Raw genomic sequence first — 17,666 nt, forward strand, 5'->3', positions numbered from 1 at the left:
CTTGGCGGGCTTGCTTTATCGCCGCGGGCCATGCGCTTCACCGGAACCTCCGATTACGTTGCCACCGACGACCTGAGGGTCGCGGTCAATGCCGCCGTGACCCTGCGGCGCCCCCTGCTGGTCAAGGGCGAACCCGGGACCGGCAAGACCGTCCTTGCCCACGAGATCGCCAAGGCGCTGAACGCGCCGCTGATCGAGTGGCACGTCAAGTCGACCACCCGCGCCCATCAGGGCCTCTACGAATATGATGCGGTGGCGCGGCTGCGCGACGGCCAGCTCGGTGAGGAGCGGGTCCATGACATCCGCAACTACATCAAGCGCGGCAAATTGTGGGATGCCTTCACCGCGCCGCAGCTGCCGGTGCTGCTGATCGACGAGATCGACAAGGCCGACATCGAGTTCCCGAACGACCTCCTCCAGGAGCTCGATCGGATGGAATTCCATGTCTACGAGACGGGCGAGACGGTGAAGGCCAAGGAGCGGCCGATCGTCGTCATCACGTCGAACAACGAAAAGGAACTGCCCGACGCGTTCCTTCGCCGCTGCTTCTTCCACTACATCGCCTTTCCCGACCGGGCGACGATGGAGAAGATCGTCGAGGTGCATTTCCCCGGGATCAGCAAGATCCTGCTGGGCAAGGCGCTGGAGCTGTTCTTCGACGTGCGCGACGTTCCGGGCATCAAGAAGAAGCCCTCGACCAGCGAATTGCTCGACTGGCTGAAACTGCTGCTACACGAGGACATGCCGCTCGACGTGCTGCAGGAGCGCGATCCCACCAAGGCGATCCCGCCGCTCCACGGCGCGCTGCTCAAGAACGAGCAGGACGTGATGCTGTTCGAACGCCTGGCCTTCATGGCGCGGCGCAAGGGGTAAGGCGCGCAGCCTTCGCCCTTTAGTCGTCGCGGTAGGCGATTTCGTAATTGCCCCAGCGGCGGCCGTTCACGAACAGCGGCACGAACACGTTCTTGACCGGGATGGTGCGCTCGCCCAGCTCCATGCGGTAGGTCATCAGCGTCGCCGGCTTGTCGCTTTCGATCGCCGCGCGGGTCTGTTCGTCCATGAAGATGCGGCGGTTGCGGCAATGGGCGTCGTTCCAGACGGGGTCGGGACCCGGAGCCTGGCAGCGTTCGGTCAGGTGGGTCGGAAGGAAGCCGTCCACGTTGGTGATGGCCGAACCGATGATCTTGGCATCCTTGAGCTTGAACCGATCGAGGATCGGGCGGACCTGCTCGTCGGCAAAGTCGCAGAAGCGGTTGTCATATTGCACCGGGTTGCTGCCCGGGATCGGCGTGTAGGTACGGTCGAACACGTCGTCCATGCCGATCGCCCCTTCGCGCACGCCGCGTTCCACCACTTCGGAAATCGCTCGCATCGCGTCCTGCGCGAGGATGATCATCGGCGTGTCGTCGATTTCGGCGCCGCTGTTGGCGAGCGTGTCGAGCATGGTCGCCGAGAGCATTTCGAGCTTGGACAAGCGCTGATGGGCGACGCCAAGCGCGCCGCCATTTTCGCGCGCATCCTCGGCAAAGTCGGTGAGGCTGGCCTTTACCCGGTCGACGCTGGACTGGATGAGGCTGGTCGAATGGGCGATGCCTTCGGTCTGGCGATCGACCATCCCGACGATCTCGCTCACTTCGCGCACCGTTTCGCTGATCTGGCCGAAGCCCTTCTGCGCCGCGCGGCTGCGTTCGACGCCGGTCTTGATCTCGGTCGTCACCGCGCCTGCCTCACGGGTCAGTTCGCTGATGGTGAGGCCGATCTGGCTGGTTGCCGCGCGGGTGTCGTGGGCGAGCTTCTTCACCTCGGCCGCGACCACCGCGAAGCTGCGCCCGGCGTCCCCTGCCCGCGCTGCTTCGATCGTGGCGTTGAGCGCCAGCATGTTGGTCTTGCGGGCGATCGCCTCGATGGTCGAGGAAACGCTCTGCACCTGGTTCATGGCGGACGCGAAGCCCGCCATCCGGTCACCCAGTTCGACGACCAGTTCGGTCAAGCCCTTGAAGCCGGCGATGGTCTGCTCGATCGCCTCGCGGCCGGCTTCGAGCTTGCCCTTGGCCTGTTCGGACAGAAGGCGCGCTTCGTCGGTCGAATCCGACACGCGGGCCTGGTCTGCGAGCAGCCGCGTGGTCACTTCCTCAAGGCCGTCGAGCGCCTTCAGATGGCCGCTGATACGCTGCGAGACGTCCGACACATAGCCGGCGACGTCAGAACATTCGATCGAGAGCGAACCGCAACTGCGCGCAACGGTACGGATCGCGTCTTCGGTTACCTGTTCAAGACCAGCGGTCGCCATGCGAACTCCAAGCGGTTACTTTCGTCCGCATCGGACTAGCGCCGAGGATTTACCGTTCAGTTAACCACTCCCAAAAGAAGGGCCCCCGCCTTGCAGCGAGAGCCCTTCCCTTTTGCCGAAAACGGCGAAGCTTAAGCGGCGGTCTGCAGATAGTAGAGCCACAGCTGCGCGATGCTGGCGCGCGAACCCTTGACGGCGTTCAGCGCGGCGGTGGCGCCCGCCTTGTCGCCGCTGCGGGCCAGCGCGATGCCGAGCCGCAGGTTGGCGAGATCGGCGTCGGCGCCGCCCTTGGCCAGCGCGGCACGGTAGAGGGTCACGGCCTTGGCATAATCGCCATAGCCCATGTACGCGTCACCGGTCGCCAGGGCCGGACGCGCGGTGGCTGCGCTCAGCGCGGCCTTTTCGCCGGCAGCGAGGCTGGCCTTGTCGCCCGCGACGCGGGCAGCCGCGGCGGCGGACATTTCCTTCCACTCGGTCTTGTTGCGATCGAGCTTGCCCGCGGCGAACGCTTCGTCGAGCACGGCCTTGGCCTCACCCGGAAGACCGCGGGTCAAGAGCGCGTCGACGTAGGGATAATAATCACCCTCGCCTTCGAAGCTGGACGTCGCGCGCTGGAGGCGGAACAGGTCGACCTTGTCCGGCGCGGCGAAATTGCTGCTCTGCTCGGTGATCTTGATCGCGGTGCGCCAGTTCTTGGGGCTGGGCGCGGACTTCAGGTTTTCGAACGCGAGGTCGCGGGCGATCGGCAGACGGGCCGCATAAGCGATCGACAGGGTCTGGTCGGCAACCGCCTGGTCCTTGGGCTTGCCCGCGGCCACCCACAGCTGCTGCGCCTTCTGCAGCGAAGCGACGGCTTCGGCCGACTTCTTCTGGCGGTTCTGGTTGAGGCCGAGGATGTAGAACGCCTCGCCGTCGGTCGGATTGAGCTGGACGGCTTCCTGCGCGCGGGTGGCGGCAAGCGTCGCCGCCGCCGGGTCGTTCGCACCCTTGTTGTAGCCGAGACGCCCGGCGAGCAGCGTCAAATTGGCAAGTTCGGGGCCAGTCGCGACGCCGGTGGACAGCACGCCCTCGATCGCGGTCAGCAGCGCGTCGTTGTTCTTTGCGGCGGCAAGCACCGGAAGCTGCAGGCGATAGGCGAAATAGCGATCGTTCGGCGTCTTCGCCGCGGCAAGGGCAGCCGCCGCGAGCGCCGGGACGTCGGCAGCGCGATTTTCCTTGGCTGCCTTGTCGAGCGCTGCAAGCGCCGGCTGCGCTTCCTTGGAAACGGTCACCTTGGCAGCGGGGGCGGCTTCGGCCTTCTTCTGCGCGGTGGCCACGGTCGGCATCGCCACCGCGGACAGGAGAAGAGCGGCAAACAGCGCGCGGGACTTGGTCGGCATCGTGGGGCAACTCCCTGGTTCTTGGTAGGCTTGCAACGAAGAGCGTTTAGACCGCCTCCGCCGCGCTCGCCAGCCTCAAGCCGATTCTCCGTGAACGACGTTTGAACCGGAACGATTTCAGCAAGTTAGGAGCCGGTATGGACGGGAGGCCACCCTCTTTGCTAGCCGCCCTCCACCGTGATCATCCTGCTTTCCCCCGCCAAGACCCTCGATTTCACCGCGCCGTTCGGCGAGGAACCCACCGTGCCGCGCTTCGAGCGGGAAGCAGGGAGCATCGCGCGGGCAGCGGCCAAGCTGTCCCCCGACGACCTAGCCGGCCTGATGCACATCTCCGACAAGCTCGCGGAGCTGAACGCGACGCGGTTCAAGACCTTTCGCAAGGCCGACAGCCGGCCGGCCATCCGCGCCTTCGCGGGCGATGTCTATCGCGGCTTCGACGCGGGCAGCGCGGACGAGGCCACCATCGGCTTTGCGCAGGACCACCTCCGGATCCTGTCCGGGCTTTACGGGGTGCTTCGCCCGCTTGATGCGATGAAGCCCTACCGGCTGGAAATGGGCACCGGCTGGAGCCCGAGCGGCGGGAAGCTGGTCGAGCATTGGGGACGCAAGGTCGCAAAGGCCGTGCTGGACGACGTCAAGGCGGACGGATCGGGCATTCTGATGAACCTTGCCAGCAACGAATATTTCGCGGTGGTGCAGCCGTTCGTGCCGAAGAAGGGCGTCACGCTGGTCAGCCCCGATTTCCGCGTGCGGACGGCCAAGGGCCTGCAGTTCCAGAGCTTCACCGCCAAGGTCGCGCGGGGTGCGCTGGCCCGCTGGCTGTGCGAGGAACGGATCGACAATCTTGCTGCGCTGCCGAGCTTCGACCGCGACGGCTGGGCCTATGACGAAGAGGGCAGCACGGCCGCGCGCCCGCTCTTCGTGAAGGGCTGAAGAACCCACAAATTCCTCGCGCGTATGCGCGCGCGCTGCTAGGCCTGTCGCCACAACGATAAGCACAAGCACAGGACAGCTTCTTGGCCACCTTGCCCCCGGCGGAAACCCCGCCCCAGCCGACCGACGCCATCGCCCCCATTTCGATCGTCGAGGAGATGAAGACCTCCTACCTCGACTATGCGATGTCGGTCATCGTCAGCCGCGCCTTGCCCGACGTGCGCGACGGCCTGAAGCCGGTTCACCGCCGCATCCTTTATTCGGCGAGCGAGAACGGCTTCTTCTACAACCGGCCCTACCGCAAGTCGGCGCGCATCGTCGGTGACGTGATCGGTAAATATCACCCGCACGGCGACACGGCGATCTACGATGCCCTCGCCCGGATGACTCAGGACTGGTCGATGCGCCTGCCGCTGATCGACGGCCAGGGCAACTTCGGCTCGATGGATCCCGATCCGCCCGCCGCGATGCGTTACACCGAGGCGCGGCTGGCGAAGGCGGCCGGGTTCCTGCTCGACGATCTCGACAAGGACACGGTCAACTTCCAGCCGAACTACGACGCGTCCGAGCGCGAGCCGCAGGTCCTCCCGGCGCGCTTCCCCAACCTCCTGGTCAACGGCGGCGGCGGCATCGCGGTCGGCATGGCGACCAACATTCCGCCGCACAACCTTGGCGAAGTGATCAGCGCCTGCCGCGCCTATATGGACGACCCGGCGGTCACGTCCGAACAGCTGATGGAGCATGTGAAGGGCCCGGACTTCCCGACCGGCGCCACCATCCTCGGCACCGCTGGCATCCGTTCGGCCTACACCACTGGCCGCGGATCGATCGTGGTCCGCTCCAAGTACAAGGTCGAGGAAGGCCGCGGCGACCGCAAGTCGATCGTGCTGACCGAAATCCCGTTCCAGCAGGGCAAGAATGCGCTGGTCGAGAAGATCGCCGAGGCCGCCAAGGAAAAGCGGATCGAAGGCGTTTCCGACATCCGCGACGAAAGCAATCGCGAGGGCGTCCGCGTCGTCATCGACCTGAAGCGCGACGCGACCCCGGAAGTCGTTTTGAACCAGTTGTGGCGGCATACCCCGGCGCAGGGGTCTTTCCCGGCCAACATGCTGGCGATCCGTTCGGGCCGGCCCGAGACGCTGACCCTCCGCGACTTCATCGAAAGCTTCATCCGCTTCCGCGAGGAGGTGATCACCCGCCGCTCCAAGTTCGAGCTGATGAAGGCGCGCGAGCGGGCCCATATCCTGCTCGGCCTGGTGGTCGCGGTCACCAACCTCGACGAGGTGGTGCGGATCATCCGCGGCTCCGCCTCTCCCGCCGAAGCGCGCGAGGCGCTGCTTGCGCGGGCCTGGCCGGGCGACGAGATCCGCCCCTACATCCAGCTGGTCGAAGCGGTCGAAGCGCAGGCGGTGGGCGAGGATTATCGCCTCAGCGAAGCGCAGGTGAAGGCGATTCTCGATCTGCGCCTGCACCGCCTCACCGCACTCGGCCGCGACGAGATCGGCAACGAGCTCGAGGGGCTGGCCAAGACGATCGGCGAACTGCTCGAGATCCTCGGCAACCGCGCGCGCCTCTACGAGGTGATGCGCGAGGAACTGGACGCGGTGGAGCGCGAGTTCGCGACCCCTCGCCGGACCGAGCTTGCGGCGGCGTTCGACGGGATCGACGACGAGGACCTGATCGAGCGCGAGGACATGGTCGTGACGGTGACCATGACCGGCTATATCAAGCGCACAGCGCTTTCGATCTTCCGCGAGCAGAAGCGCGGCGGCAAGGGCCGTTCGGGCATCGCCACCAAGGACGAGGATGCGGTCACCAACCTGTTCGTGACCTCGACCCACAATCCGGTGCTGTTCTTCTCGAACCTCGGCCGGGTCTACCGGATGAAGGTGTGGCGCCTGCCCGAAGGCGGACCGACCGCCAAGGGCCGCCCGATGATCAACCTCCTGCCACTGGCGGCGGGCGAGGTCATCACCACCGTTCTTCCGCTGCCCGAGAACGAGGACGACTGGAACGCGCTCCACCTGATGTTCGCGACCGCGCATGGCGCCGTCCGCCGCAACAGCATGGATGCCTTCAAGAACATCCCCACCGCCGGCAAGATCGCGATGAAGTTTGGGATCGCCGAGGAAGGCGAAGGCGAGGAAGAGGACGTATCCGACCGGCTGATCGGCGTCGCCCTCTGTTCGGAAGAGGATGACGTCCTTCTCGCGACCCGCAGTGGCAAGGCGATCCGGTTCATGTCGACTGCCATCCGCGAGTTCCAGTCGCGCTCGTCCACGGGCGTTCGCGGCGTCCGCCTGCTCGGCAACGACGAGGTCATCTCGATGTCGATCCTGCGCCGAGCAGGTACCACGCAGGAAGAGCGCGAGGCCTATCTGCGCAGTCCTAAGTGGCGCGACAACGAAGGCGCCGAGGGGATCGAGGCCGATCGCTATGCCTTCATTGCCGAGAACGAGCAGTTCATCCTGACCGTGACCGAGAATGGCTTTGGCAAACGCACCAGCGCGTACGAATATCGCCGCACCGGGCGTGGCGGCCAGGGCATCACCAACATCGACACCAGCGAGCGCAATGGCGGCGTGGTGGCGAGCTTCCCGGTCAAGCCGGGCGAGCAAATCATGCTGGCGACCGACCAGGGCAAGATGATCCGCACCACGGTGGGCTCGATCCGCATCGCCGGCCGCAACACGCAGGGCGTGATGATCTTCCGGGTCGACCCGTCCGAGCATGTCGTCTCGGTCGCCAAGATCGACGAGGAAGAGGAAGCGGTCGAACTCGAGGGTGAGACGGTTGAGCTCGCTCCCGACGACGGGGCGAACACCGCTGAGCAGGAACTCGACAAGCCGGTGGATCCGGGCGTCAGCGAGGAATGATAAGGGCGCCCCGGTGAATGCCGGGGCGCAACCCTCCCCTCGGCCATCCGTTCTCCTCCTGTCTTTCACGGAGGAGTATTCAATGCCCATTCCCAATCGTGCGCTTGTCCTGGTGGTCGACGGCCGCAAGATGCTGTTCTTCCGCAACGAAGGCGACACGAACCAGATCGACCTGCGCACCGAAGCGCATGAAGAGCGCGACGACGCCAATCACGATGGCGACCTCAAGACCGACGCGCCCGGCTCCTCGGCGAACAGCGTCGGAAGCGCCCGGTCGAGCATGGAAGAGACCGATTTCAAGCAGCAGGAAGAAGATAATTGGGTGAAGGACGTAGCCGAGAAGCTTCGCCTTCGCGCGCTCAAGGGTGATTTCGAACACCTCTGCATCGTCGCTCCGCCCAAGGCGCTCGGCGTGCTTCGCAAGGAACTCCACAAGGAGGTCGAGAAGCGCGTCGTCTGCACGATCAACAAGGAAATGAGCGGGCGTCCGATTCCCGATATCGAGGCGTTGATCGTCAATCATACCAAGGCGGAAGAACCCGCCGACGTCTGATGGCGTGAGGGTGGCCGGACGTTGCAAGTCGTTCGCAACAGGAACGGCTACCCTCCCCCGCCCGTTTGCGGGCCAAGCATTCACCCATGAGGGAGTAGACACATGGCCACGCGTAACGAGACCCGCGACCGCAGCCGTTCGACCGGCAAAAAGACCAATGGTTCGGCCAAGGATCGCAGCGCCTTCAGCTTTGGCGAGATCGAGACCGGCGCGATGCCGCTGCTCGGCGCTCTTGCTGCGGGCGCGGCGATCGGCATCGGTGCCAACTGGGCCCGCAAGTTCCTTCAGCAGACGTCCGAATCAATGATGGCCGGCAATGAATGGGATTCGATCCTGGCGCTCGAGCACAAGGCGACGCTTGCCAAGTTCGACCTGCTGCTGGCGACCGACGACGATGACATCGGAAAGCGTACCGCGCTGGTGAAGACTCTTCACTATGCGCTGAATAAGCATGCCCACCAGGAAGAGCAGGTGGTCTATCCGGCGCTGCGCCAGGCCAATGAGACGGTCGATGCCGACCATCTCGAGCATGAGCATGGCTATGTGAAGACCTACCTCTACCGGATCGAGAACATGGAAAAGGATTCGGCCGAGTTCCTGCCGACCGTGCGCGAATTCCGCCAGCTGATCGAAGAGCATGCGCGAATGGAGGAAGAGCAGGTCTATCCGCGCTTCAAGCAGTCGCTGACCGAGGAGCAGAACGCCAAGATCACCAGCCTGATGAACAAGGAAGGCATGAAAATGAACTGATCTGTTCCCGGCTGCGGCTGGGTATCAGTTCACTTCCGGAGAGCCTCGGCAGCGATGCCGGGGCTCTTCTCGTTCATGACGTCAGCCGACCAGTCGCAATTGCTCTGCAGCGGCAAGCGTGACGCCTTCTTCGCCGACGAAGCGCGCCAGCCGCGCCCCCAACTCGGCGTCGACCGCGAACCGGCCAGGCAGGAGCAAGGTCGCTTCCCGCCCCGCGCTGACCAGGACGATCAGGCGGACCACCCCGCTTCCGGTTTCGAGCCCCTTCAATTCGGCAAGGACCGGCGCGATCGCCTGTTCGTCAGGGCAGCGGATGGTCAGTTCGACGCGGCTGCGGCGGGCGAGTTCGTCGAGCGGCTGGAAGCGCTTCACGGTGACCCGCGGCTGTTCCTCGCCAGGGCGGCGGTCGAGCTCGACCGAGATCAGGCCCGACTGGCCCGCCTTGGCGGCGGCCTCTACCGCGGCGGCAGCTTCGTCGTCGAATACGGTGGCGTCATATTGCCCGCCGCCGTCGCTGAAGCGGGCCATCAGGAACCGGCGGCCTTTCTGCGAGGTGCGCCAGCGTGCTTCCTCGACGAGGCCCGCCATCAGCGCACTGCCGCGCCCGTCGGCAGGAATGACCACCGCGCCGAGATCATTCGACTGCCGCACGCGATGGGCCGCAAGCAGATGCTTGTGCTGATCGACAGGGTGGGCGGAGAAATAGAAGCCAAAGGCATCGCGCTCGGCCGCCATTCGCTCGGCCAGCGTCCAGCGTGCGTCGCGCGGCAGGCGGATCGGCACCACTTCCGCGGGGCCGTCGCCGCCGCCGCCGAACAGGCCGCCCTGCCCGCTGGTCTTTTCCTGGTGCGCGCTGGCGGCGTGGGCAAGGATGGTCTCGGCGCCGGCGTGCACCGCCGGCCGATCCGGGTTGAGGCTGTCGAGCGCACCCGCCGCCGCGAGGCTTTCAAGCTGGCGGCGGTTGAGAATCCTGGGATCGATGCGTGCAGCGAAATCCTCGAGGCTGGCGAAGGGCGCCTTGGTCCGTTCGGCGACCAGTTCCTCCATCGCCTTTTCGCCAACGCCTTTCAGCGCGCCGAGGGCGTAGCGGACCGCGCCGTCGGCCACGTCGAACGCGGCTTCGCTGGCGTTGACGTCAGGCGGCAGCAGGGTCTGCCCCATCCGCCGCAGGTCATCGACAAACAGGCAGAGCTTGTCGGTCTGGTGAATGTCGTAGCTCATCGAGGCGGCGTAGAATTCCGCCGGATGATGCGCCTTCAGCCAGGCGGTGTGATAGGCGACGAGGGCATACGCGGCGGCGTGACTCTTGTTGAAACCGTAACCGGCGAACTTGTCGATCAAGTCGAACAGTTCGTTGGCCTTTCCCGGCTTGATCGCCTGCCGCCCGCAGCCCTCGACGAAGCGGGCGCGCTGGGCGTCCATCTCGCTCTTGATCTTCTTGCCCATCGCGCGGCGCAGGAGGTCGGCTTCTCCGAGGCTGTAGCCGGCCAGCACCTGCGCGGCCTGCATCACCTGTTCCTGGTAGACGAAGATGCCGTAGGTTTCCTTCAGCACATCCTCAAGCAGGGCGTGGGGATACTGGATTTCCTGCCGGCCGTTCTTGCGGTCGCCGAACAGCGGGATGTTGTCCATCGGGCCCGGGCGGTAGAGCGACACGAGCGCGATGATGTCGCCGAAATTGGTCGGCCGCACCGCCGCGAGCGTCCGCCGCATGCCTTCGGATTCGAGCTGGAACACGCCCACGGTGTCGCCGCGCTGGAGAAGTTCGTAGACTGCGGGATCGTCCCACTTCAGCGCCGCATAATCGACCTCGATCCCGCGCTTGGCGAGGAGGCGCTGGCCTTCCTTCAGCACCGACAGGGTCTTGAGGCCGAGGAAGTCGAACTTCACCAGGCCCGCGCCCTCGACATATTTCATGTCGAACTGGGTGACCGGCATGTCCGAACGCGGATCGCGGTGAAGCGGGACCAGCTCCTGCAGCGGGCGGTCGCCGATCACCACGCCGGCGGCATGGGTCGAGCTGTGGCGCGGCAGGCCTTCGAGCTTCATCGCCAGGTCAAACAGCCGCTTGACCTGCGGCTCGTTCTTCACTTCGGCCGCCAACTCACTGACGCCGTTCAGGGAACGCTCCAGCGTCCAGGGGTCGGTGGGGTGGTTGGGGACCAGCTTCGCGAGCCGGTCGACCTGCCCGTAGCTCATCTGCAGGACGCGCCCGGTGTCCTTGAGCACGGCGCGGGCCTTGAGGCGTCCGAAGGTGATGATCTGCGCCACCTTGTCCCGGCCGTATTTGCCCTGGACGTAGCGGATGACCTTGTCGCGGTGGGTTTCGCAGAAGTCGATGTCGAAGTCGGGCATCGACACGCGTTCGGGATTGAGGAAGCGTTCAAACAGCAGGCCGAGCTCGAGCGGGTCGAGGTCAGTGATCAGCAGCGCCCAGGCGACCGCCGAGCCTGCGCCGGAACCACGCCCCGGGCCGACCGGGATGTCGTTGTTCTTCGCCCACTGGATGAAGTCGGCAACGATCAGGAAGTAACCGGCGAAACCCATGCGGGTGATGACGTCGAGTTCGAAGTCGAGCCGTTCGCGGTAGGTGGGTTTGAGATCGTCGGCATAGTCGGCGATGCGCCGTTCCAGGCCGGCGTGGGCGGCGGCGCGCAGTTCCTCGTCCTCATCCTCGCCCATGCGCGGCAGGATCGGGCGACGCTTGGGCGCGGCGACGGCGCAGCGGCGGGCGATCACGAGGGTGTTGGCAAGCGCTTCGGGCAGGTCCTCGAACAGGGTGGCCATTTCAGCCTCGCCCTTCAGCCAGGCATGCTCGCTCGAGCGCGGGCGCTCGGCCTCGTCGACATAGGCGCTGTTGGCGATGCACAGCATGGCGTCATGCGCGGCGTGGAAGCTCGGTTCGGCGTAGAGCGCCGGGTTCGTCGCGACGAGCGGGAGATCAAGGGCGTAGGCAAGATCAAGTAGCGCGCCCTCGGCCGCATCCTCGGCGGCATCGGAGCGGCGGCTGACCTCGACATAGAGGCGATCGGGGAACAGCGCTGCAAGCTTCTGGAGTGCGTCACGCGCCTTGCTCGCCTGCCCGTCGGCGAGCAGGCGGACGACCGCCCCTTCCCCGCCCGCGGTCAGCGCGATCAGTCCTTCGTGGTGACCGGCAAGGTCCGCGAGGCTGACGTGCGGGACCAGATGGTCGGGCCGCTCCATATGCGCCTTGCTGACCAAGCGGCAGAGGTTGGCGTAGCCCGCCTCGTCCTTGGCGAGGAGGACGAGCCAGTCGACGGTCTCGGCCTTGCCGCCCCATTCGGCGGGACGGGCAACGCCCAGCGTCGCGCCGACGATCGGCTGAACCCCGGCATCCATCGCCGCGTCGCTGAACGCCATGGCGGCGTAGAGGCCGTTGCGGTCGGTCAATGCCACCGCCGGAAAGCCGCGCTTCGCCGCCGTTTTCGCCAGCACCTTGGGCTCGATCGCCCCTTCCAGCATCGAGAAGGAGGAGAGGACACGAAGAGGAACGAAGACCATGGCGCGGGGTAGCAAATGGGGTGCGCCCAAGGGAAGCGGAAGGGCGCGACTTATCCCCAACTTGCTCCGCGGAAGTGGTTAGTTCGGTGCCCTCCAGCGGCCGTCCACGATGTCCCTGATTTCCGTGATCCGCCCGCGATAGGCGTCGGCGATGCAGCGATCGGTGCCGCAGCGGTCGCGGAAACCGAGGAAGCGGCTGCGGGTGCGCTCCAGCAGCGCGCGGGTCTGCCGGTCGGCGGCGCCGCGCATCGCACTACCATAAAAACCCGCCATCTGCCGGTCGAGGTCGGAAAGCTCGGTGCTGTTGCAAACCGCGATCTCCCCGCGGGTGCGGGCGCGCGCGCAGTTGAAGCTGGGACGCGGATGAGCCTCTGCCGCTGTCGCTGCTACCGGCCCGGGATCGGGTTGCGGTTCCGGTTCTGCGGGGCTGGCCGGAGCGACTGGCGGTGCCGGCGCGGGGGTGGGCTCCGGCTGCTGCCCGGCATCGGGCACCGGTGCGGCTGGCGCAGTGCTGCCGACGCGGGCGAGGGTTGCGAGCGGAACGACGATGCCCTCGGCGCCCGTCAGCGTCACTACCTGGCCGGTGCCGTCGGCGGCGGGCTGGATGCTGTAGCCGATGTTGGCGGTGAGCGTGCGGCGCCCACCGACGACGGCGAGGCCTGGCGGCAGGTCGAGCGCTGCGCTGCCGCCGCAAGTTACGCGCTCCAGCCCCGCATCCTGTTCGCGCAGGACGGGGTTGGTGACACGCAGGGTCGCGTAGCTCGGCATCTGCGCATAGGTCGCTTCGGCCGAACCGCGGGTCGCGGCGGCCTGGCGGAACAGTTCGCGCTTGATGAGGTCGTAGGTGGCGGGCGCAGCGCAGCGCGCTTCGGGTCCGCTCGCAGCGGCGGTTTCCTCCCCACCCTCATTGTCCGCGCTGTTGATGGCGTCGGACCCCGGGCCCGAGCGGGTCAACGACAGGCCGAACAGGATGGCGGCGAGAAGAACGAGACCGCCGACGATGAGTAGCCAGCGGTTCGGCCCGCTGCCGCCTGCGGAGGAATCTTGGAGCGGCCTCGAGTCGCGGCGATCGAACGGGTCCGGCCCCGCCTCGCCGCGATAACCGAGATCGGGACCACGATTTTCTTCATCCCTCGGGGAGAAGCGCGGGTCGGGACGGCGCTCGGCGCCATCGCCAGCTCCCAAGCGCGGGTTGAAGCCGCCTGGTGGCGGCGGCGAATTGGAATCGAACGGGGGACGCTGAACCATGGCCCCCGAACGCTTCAGTCGGACTTTGGTCCCAGCGGCGCGAGCCGTCCCTCGTGAAGGCGGATCACGCGGTCCATCTTCAGCGCTAGCCGCTCGTTATGCGTGGCGACCACTGCAGCGCTGCCTTCGCTGCGGACGAGGTTCAGGAATTCCGCCAGCACTACGTCGGCGGTATGCTCGTCGAGATTGCCGGTCGGCTCATCGGCGAGGATCAGGGGCGGACGATTGGCAAGCGCGCGGGCGACCGCCACCCGCTGCTGCTCGCCGCCGCTGAGCTTGGCCGGACGATGGCTGAGCCGGTGCCCGAGCCCCAGCGCCGTCAGCAAGGCGACCGCCCGCTCGCGTGCCGGTTCGGGCTCGGCGCCGCGGATCAGTTGCGGAAGGGTGACGTTCTCGATCGCGGTGAAGTCGGGCAGCAGGTGATGGAACTGGTAAACGAAGCCGAGCGCTTCCCGGCGCAGGTCGGTGCGGCCATCGGTATCGAGCGCTTCGGCCTGGCGGCCGTTGATCCGGATCGAACCCTCGAACCCGCCCTCGAGCAGGCCGACCGCCTGCAGCAGGGTCGATTTTCCTGAACCCGACGGCCCGAGCAGCGCGACGATCTCGCCCGGCTGAACGGCAAGATCGATCCCGCGCAGGACCTCGATGGTGACTTCGCCCTGCGTGAAGGAGCGCCGCAGGTCGGCGGTGGAGAGGACCGGCTCACTCATAGCGGAGCACCTGCACCGGATCGGTGCTGGCCGCTTTCCACGCGGGATAGAGCGTGGAAAGGAAGCTCAGCACGAAGGCGGTGACGACGATCACCGTGACCTCGACGGGATCGGTCTTGCTCGGGAGTTCGGACAGGAAGCGCACGCTCGGGTCCCACAGATTCTGGCCCGTCACCCACTGGATCACATTCACGATCGGCTGGCGGAAGAAGAGGAAGATCGCGCCGATGATGACCCCGAGGAGGATGCCCAGCGAGCCAATGGTGGTGCCGACGGTGACGAACACCTTCATCATGCCGCGCCGGCTGGCACCCATGGTGCGCAGGATGGCGATATCGCGGGTCTTGGCGCGGACCAGCATGATCAGGCTCGAAAGGATGTTGAACACCGCGACGAGGATGATCAGCGACAGGACGACGAACATCGCCACCCGTTCGACCTCGAGTGCTTCGAAGATGGCGGCGTTCATCTGGCGCCAGTCGACCGCCGCGCCCCTGCCCTGCACGATCTGGGAGAGCGGACCCATCTGCCGGTCGACCTTGTCGGGGTCGGCGACCTTGACCTCGACCATCCCGACCGAATCGCCGAGCATCAGCAGGGTCTGCGCATCCTCCATCGGCATGATCACGAAGGCGTTGTCGTAGTCGTATACGCCGACCTCGAAGGTGGCGGCCACGGTGTAGCTGACGATCCGGGGCACGGTTCCGACCGGAGTCGAGCGGCCTTCGGGGCTGATCAGGCTGATCTCGCCGCCCGGAAAGGTGCCGAGCTGGGTCGCGAGCCGGGTGCCGATGGCGACGCAGTTGCAGCCAGGCGTCAGGTTGGCGAGGCTGCCGCTCTTGATCCCGCCGGTGAGGACAGGGTTGGCGCGCATGTCCTCGATCCGCATCCCGCGGACCAGCACGCCTTCGACCCGGCCGTTGGCAGACGCCATCAAAGGCTGCTCGATCAGCGGCAGCGCCTGCGTGACGCCGGGGACCTTGCGGGCCCGGTCTGCGATCTGCTGCCAGCCTTCGAGCCGCCCATCATATCCCTGGAGGATAGCGTGGCCGTTGAGGCCCGCGGTCTTTTCGAACAGTTCGGCCCTGAACCCGTTCATCACGCTCATGACGATGATCAGCGCGGCAACGCCCAGCGCGACCGCGCCGAGGCTGATCATCGAGACGAGGAAGATGAACCGCTCGCCCTCGCCCTTGCCGGGAAGGAGGTAGCGCTTGGCAATGATCCGCTCATAGCGGGAGAGGATCATGCGGTCAGCCTCGAGAGCGCGCTTTCGATGCTGATCTCTTCCTTCTCGCCGGTGCGGCGGTCCTTGAGTTCGACCACGCCCGCGGCAAGTCCGCGCGGGCCCATGATGACCTGCTTTGGAAGCCCCATCAGATCCATGCCCGCAAGCTTGGCCCCGCCCCGCTCGTCGCGGTCGTCATAGAGCACCTCGACACCCGCGGCGGTGAGCTTGTCGTAAAGGTCGGAGGCGGCGGCCTGCGACGCGGCATCGTCGCCGCGCATGGTGACGAGGCCGACGGTCCACGGCGCCACCGCTTCGGGCCAAATGATCCCGGCATCGTCGTGGCTCGCTTCGATGATGGCGCCGACCAGCCGGCTGACGCCGACGCCATAGCTGCCCATGTGCGGGGCAACCGTGCCGCCATCAGGCCCGGAGACCTTGAGGCCCATGGCGTCGCTGTACTTGGTGCCGAAATAGAAAATGTGCCCGACCTCGATCCCGCGGCCGGTGCGGCGGCTGGCGTCGGGAAGCTTCGCCCAGGCATCCTCATCGTGGGTCTCGTCGGTCGCCGCGTAGGTAGTGTTGACCCGGTCGAACAGGCCTTTCAGCCCGGCCTCGTCAGCGTAGTTGAGGTCAGCCTGGCTCCAGTCGAACTGGTCGTAGGCGGCATCGTAGAAGACTTCGCTTTCGCCGGTCGGGGCAAGTACGATGAATTCGTGCGAAAGGTCGCCGCCGATCGGGCCGTTGGCCGCGCGCATCGGGACCGCCTGGATCCCCATCCGCTGGAAGGTGCGCAAATAGGCCAGCATCTGCTTGTAGTAGCTCAAACGCGCGCCCGCTTCGTCGAGGTCGAAGCTGTAGGCGTCCTTCATCAGGAATTCGCGCCCGCGCATCACGCCGAAGCGGGGGCGGACTTCGTCCCGGAACTTCCACTGGATGTGATAGAGCGTGCGCGGCAGGTCACGATAGGAACGCGTCTCAGCCGCGAACAAGGAAGTGATCATCTCCTCGTTGGTGGGGCCGTAGAGGATCTCGCGGTCGTGGCGGTCGCGGATCCGGAGCATCTCGGGGCCGTAGGCGTCATAGCGCCCGCTCTGCCGCCACAGGTCGGCGGACTGGAGCGTCGGCATCAGCAATTCGATCGCACCGGCGCGATCCTGCTCCTCGCGGACGATCTGCTCGATCTTTTTCAGGACCCGGTAGCCGAGCGGCAACCAGGCATAGATGCCGGCGGCAGTCTGGCGAACGAGCCCGGCGCGCAGCATCAGCTTGTGGCTGACGATCTGGGCGTCGGCGGGGCTCTCTTTCAGGACGGGCAGAAAGGCTTGGGAAAGACGCATGCCAGCGCCTCTAGAGGGGCCGAGATGAACAGGCAATCACAGCTCGCTGTTGCAGCTTCGACACAGGGGATGTGGAAAACCGGTCACGATGAATCGTAAGCTAATGACAAACAGCGTTAAAACAGGCAGCAATCGCCACTCCAAGCCGCGGCACTGTCCTGCCGCGTGAGGTCCAAGGGGGCTGACGAGCAATCGTCACGCGAAGGCGCCCGGGTTGCCGCAAGGTGGCCCGGGCGTTTTGCATTTCTGGCGCCAACGTCGGCCCCGCCCCAAGGCTCGACAGGCTGCATCGCCTCTGCTTGGCTGTGGTGATGCCATGGCGCCCCCGCTCCGATCCGCGCTCCCCCATCCAGGAGGGCCGCGCGAGCCTTCCGTTCTACCTTCTTGCGCCGCTGCTCGCGCTGGTGGTCTGGGGCTGGCAGCAGGATTCGACCGACGATGCGCCGCCCGAGGATTCGCCTGCCGCATCGGCGGCGGAAGCGCCCAGTTCCGATACGCCTCCGGCCGAACCCTCGGATGGACAGGCGACCGGCACCAGGGCACGCGCCAACCTCGCTTCCTATTTTTCCGATAGCGATTACCCGCCGTCCGCCATTCGCAACAACGAGCAAGGGACCGTGGCCTTCGTCCTGAGCGTCTCTCCGGCCGGGCGGGTAAGCGAATGCCGGATCGCGCAGGGCAGCGGGTCGCAGACGCTGGACATGGCGACATGCAGCATCCTGCAATCGCGGGCGCGCTTCGAACCGGCCCGCGACGACAGCGGCGAGGCCGTGGGCGACGAAGTTCGCGGACGCATCAAATGGGTACTTCCGGCCGGTTGACAGGCGGAGCAGCGGA

13 protein-coding genes are annotated in these 17,666 nt (G+C 66.1%); 6 read left to right on the plus strand and 7 right to left on the minus strand.

Translation table 11 applies throughout. The annotated features are described in order from the left end of the window. Positions 1-30 precede the first annotated feature (30 nt). On the plus strand, positions 31-873 hold the full coding sequence (locus ABD729_RS11845) for an AAA family ATPase (protein ID WP_344710525.1): 843 nt from the start codon (positions 31-33) through the stop codon (positions 871-873). Positions 874-892: 19 nt separating this feature from the next. On the opposite strand, the gene ABD729_RS11850 is transcribed toward ABD729_RS11845, so the two are convergent. Together ABD729_RS11850 and ABD729_RS11855 are read right to left on the minus strand one after the other, a co-directional pair. Beyond that, on the minus strand, positions 893-2,290 hold the full coding sequence (locus tag ABD729_RS11850; RefSeq protein ID WP_344710527.1) for a methyl-accepting chemotaxis protein: 1,398 nt from the start codon (positions 2,288-2,290) through the stop codon (positions 893-895). A 131-nt stretch (positions 2,291-2,421) separates the two neighbouring features. Further along, entirely contained in the window at positions 2,422-3,669 is a 1,248-nt protein-coding gene (locus ABD729_RS11855; protein ID WP_344710529.1) for a hypothetical protein, read from the minus strand. 177 nt (positions 3,670-3,846) lie between these two features. On the opposite strand from ABD729_RS11855, the gene ABD729_RS11860 reads away from it, so the two are divergent. The 4 genes from ABD729_RS11860 to ABD729_RS11875 all read left to right on the plus strand — a co-directional run bounded on the left by ABD729_RS11860 (position 3,847) and on the right by ABD729_RS11875 (position 8,781). Continuing rightward, positions 3,847-4,602 (plus strand): YaaA family protein, encoded by a 756-nt coding sequence (locus ABD729_RS11860; protein WP_344710531.1) that lies wholly within the window; start codon positions 3,847-3,849, stop codon positions 4,600-4,602. 92 nt (positions 4,603-4,694) lie between these two features. After that, the gene (gyrA, locus tag ABD729_RS11865) at positions 4,695-7,478 is read left to right on the plus strand and encodes a DNA gyrase subunit A (RefSeq protein WP_344711437.1); all 2,784 of its coding nucleotides are present in this window, start codon (positions 4,695-4,697) and stop codon (positions 7,476-7,478) included. 82 nt (positions 7,479-7,560) lie between these two features. Then, positions 7,561-8,031: a host attachment family protein gene (locus ABD729_RS11870; protein WP_344710533.1), complete on the plus strand. Its 471-nt coding sequence runs from the start codon at positions 7,561-7,563 to the stop codon at positions 8,029-8,031. Positions 8,032-8,133: 102 nt separating this feature from the next. Then, the gene (locus ABD729_RS11875; RefSeq protein WP_344710535.1) at positions 8,134-8,781 is read left to right on the plus strand and encodes a hemerythrin domain-containing protein; all 648 of its coding nucleotides are present in this window, start codon (positions 8,134-8,136) and stop codon (positions 8,779-8,781) included. Between the two features lie 81 nt (positions 8,782-8,862). On the opposite strand, the gene dnaE is transcribed toward ABD729_RS11875, so the two are convergent. From dnaE to proS, 5 genes are all read right to left on the minus strand, one after another. After that, a complete protein-coding gene (gene dnaE / locus ABD729_RS11880; protein ID WP_344710537.1) occupies positions 8,863-12,303 on the minus strand; it encodes a DNA polymerase III subunit alpha in 3,441 nt (1,146 codons plus the stop codon). A 78-nt stretch (positions 12,304-12,381) separates the two neighbouring features. Next, a complete protein-coding gene (locus tag ABD729_RS11885; protein ID WP_344710539.1) occupies positions 12,382-13,551 on the minus strand; it encodes a lysozyme inhibitor LprI family protein in 1,170 nt (389 codons plus the stop codon). Between the two features lie 14 nt (positions 13,552-13,565). Continuing rightward, the gene (locus tag ABD729_RS11890; RefSeq protein WP_344710541.1) at positions 13,566-14,261 is read right to left on the minus strand and encodes an ABC transporter ATP-binding protein; all 696 of its coding nucleotides are present in this window, start codon (positions 14,259-14,261) and stop codon (positions 13,566-13,568) included. Next, on the minus strand, positions 14,254-15,510 hold the full coding sequence (locus tag ABD729_RS11895; protein WP_344710543.1) for a lipoprotein-releasing ABC transporter permease subunit: 1,257 nt from the start codon (positions 15,508-15,510) through the stop codon (positions 14,254-14,256). The genes ABD729_RS11890 and ABD729_RS11895 overlap by 8 nt, the downstream gene beginning before the upstream one ends. After that, positions 15,507-16,829 (minus strand): proline--tRNA ligase, encoded by a 1,323-nt coding sequence (proS, locus tag ABD729_RS11900; protein ID WP_344710545.1) that lies wholly within the window; start codon positions 16,827-16,829, stop codon positions 15,507-15,509. The genes ABD729_RS11895 and proS overlap by 4 nt, the downstream gene beginning before the upstream one ends. 311 nt (positions 16,830-17,140) lie before the next feature. Between proS and ABD729_RS11905 the strand changes: the two genes are divergently transcribed. Beyond that, complete coding sequence (locus tag ABD729_RS11905; protein ID WP_344710547.1) at positions 17,141-17,650, plus strand: energy transducer TonB; 510 nt, start codon at positions 17,141-17,143, stop codon at positions 17,648-17,650. The last annotated feature ends 16 nt before the right edge of the window (positions 17,651-17,666 follow it).

Origin of the sequence: Sphingomonas humi, assembly GCF_039536725.1 — a bacterium.
Lineage (GTDB): Bacteria > Pseudomonadota > Alphaproteobacteria > Sphingomonadales > Sphingomonadaceae > Sphingomicrobium > Sphingomicrobium humi.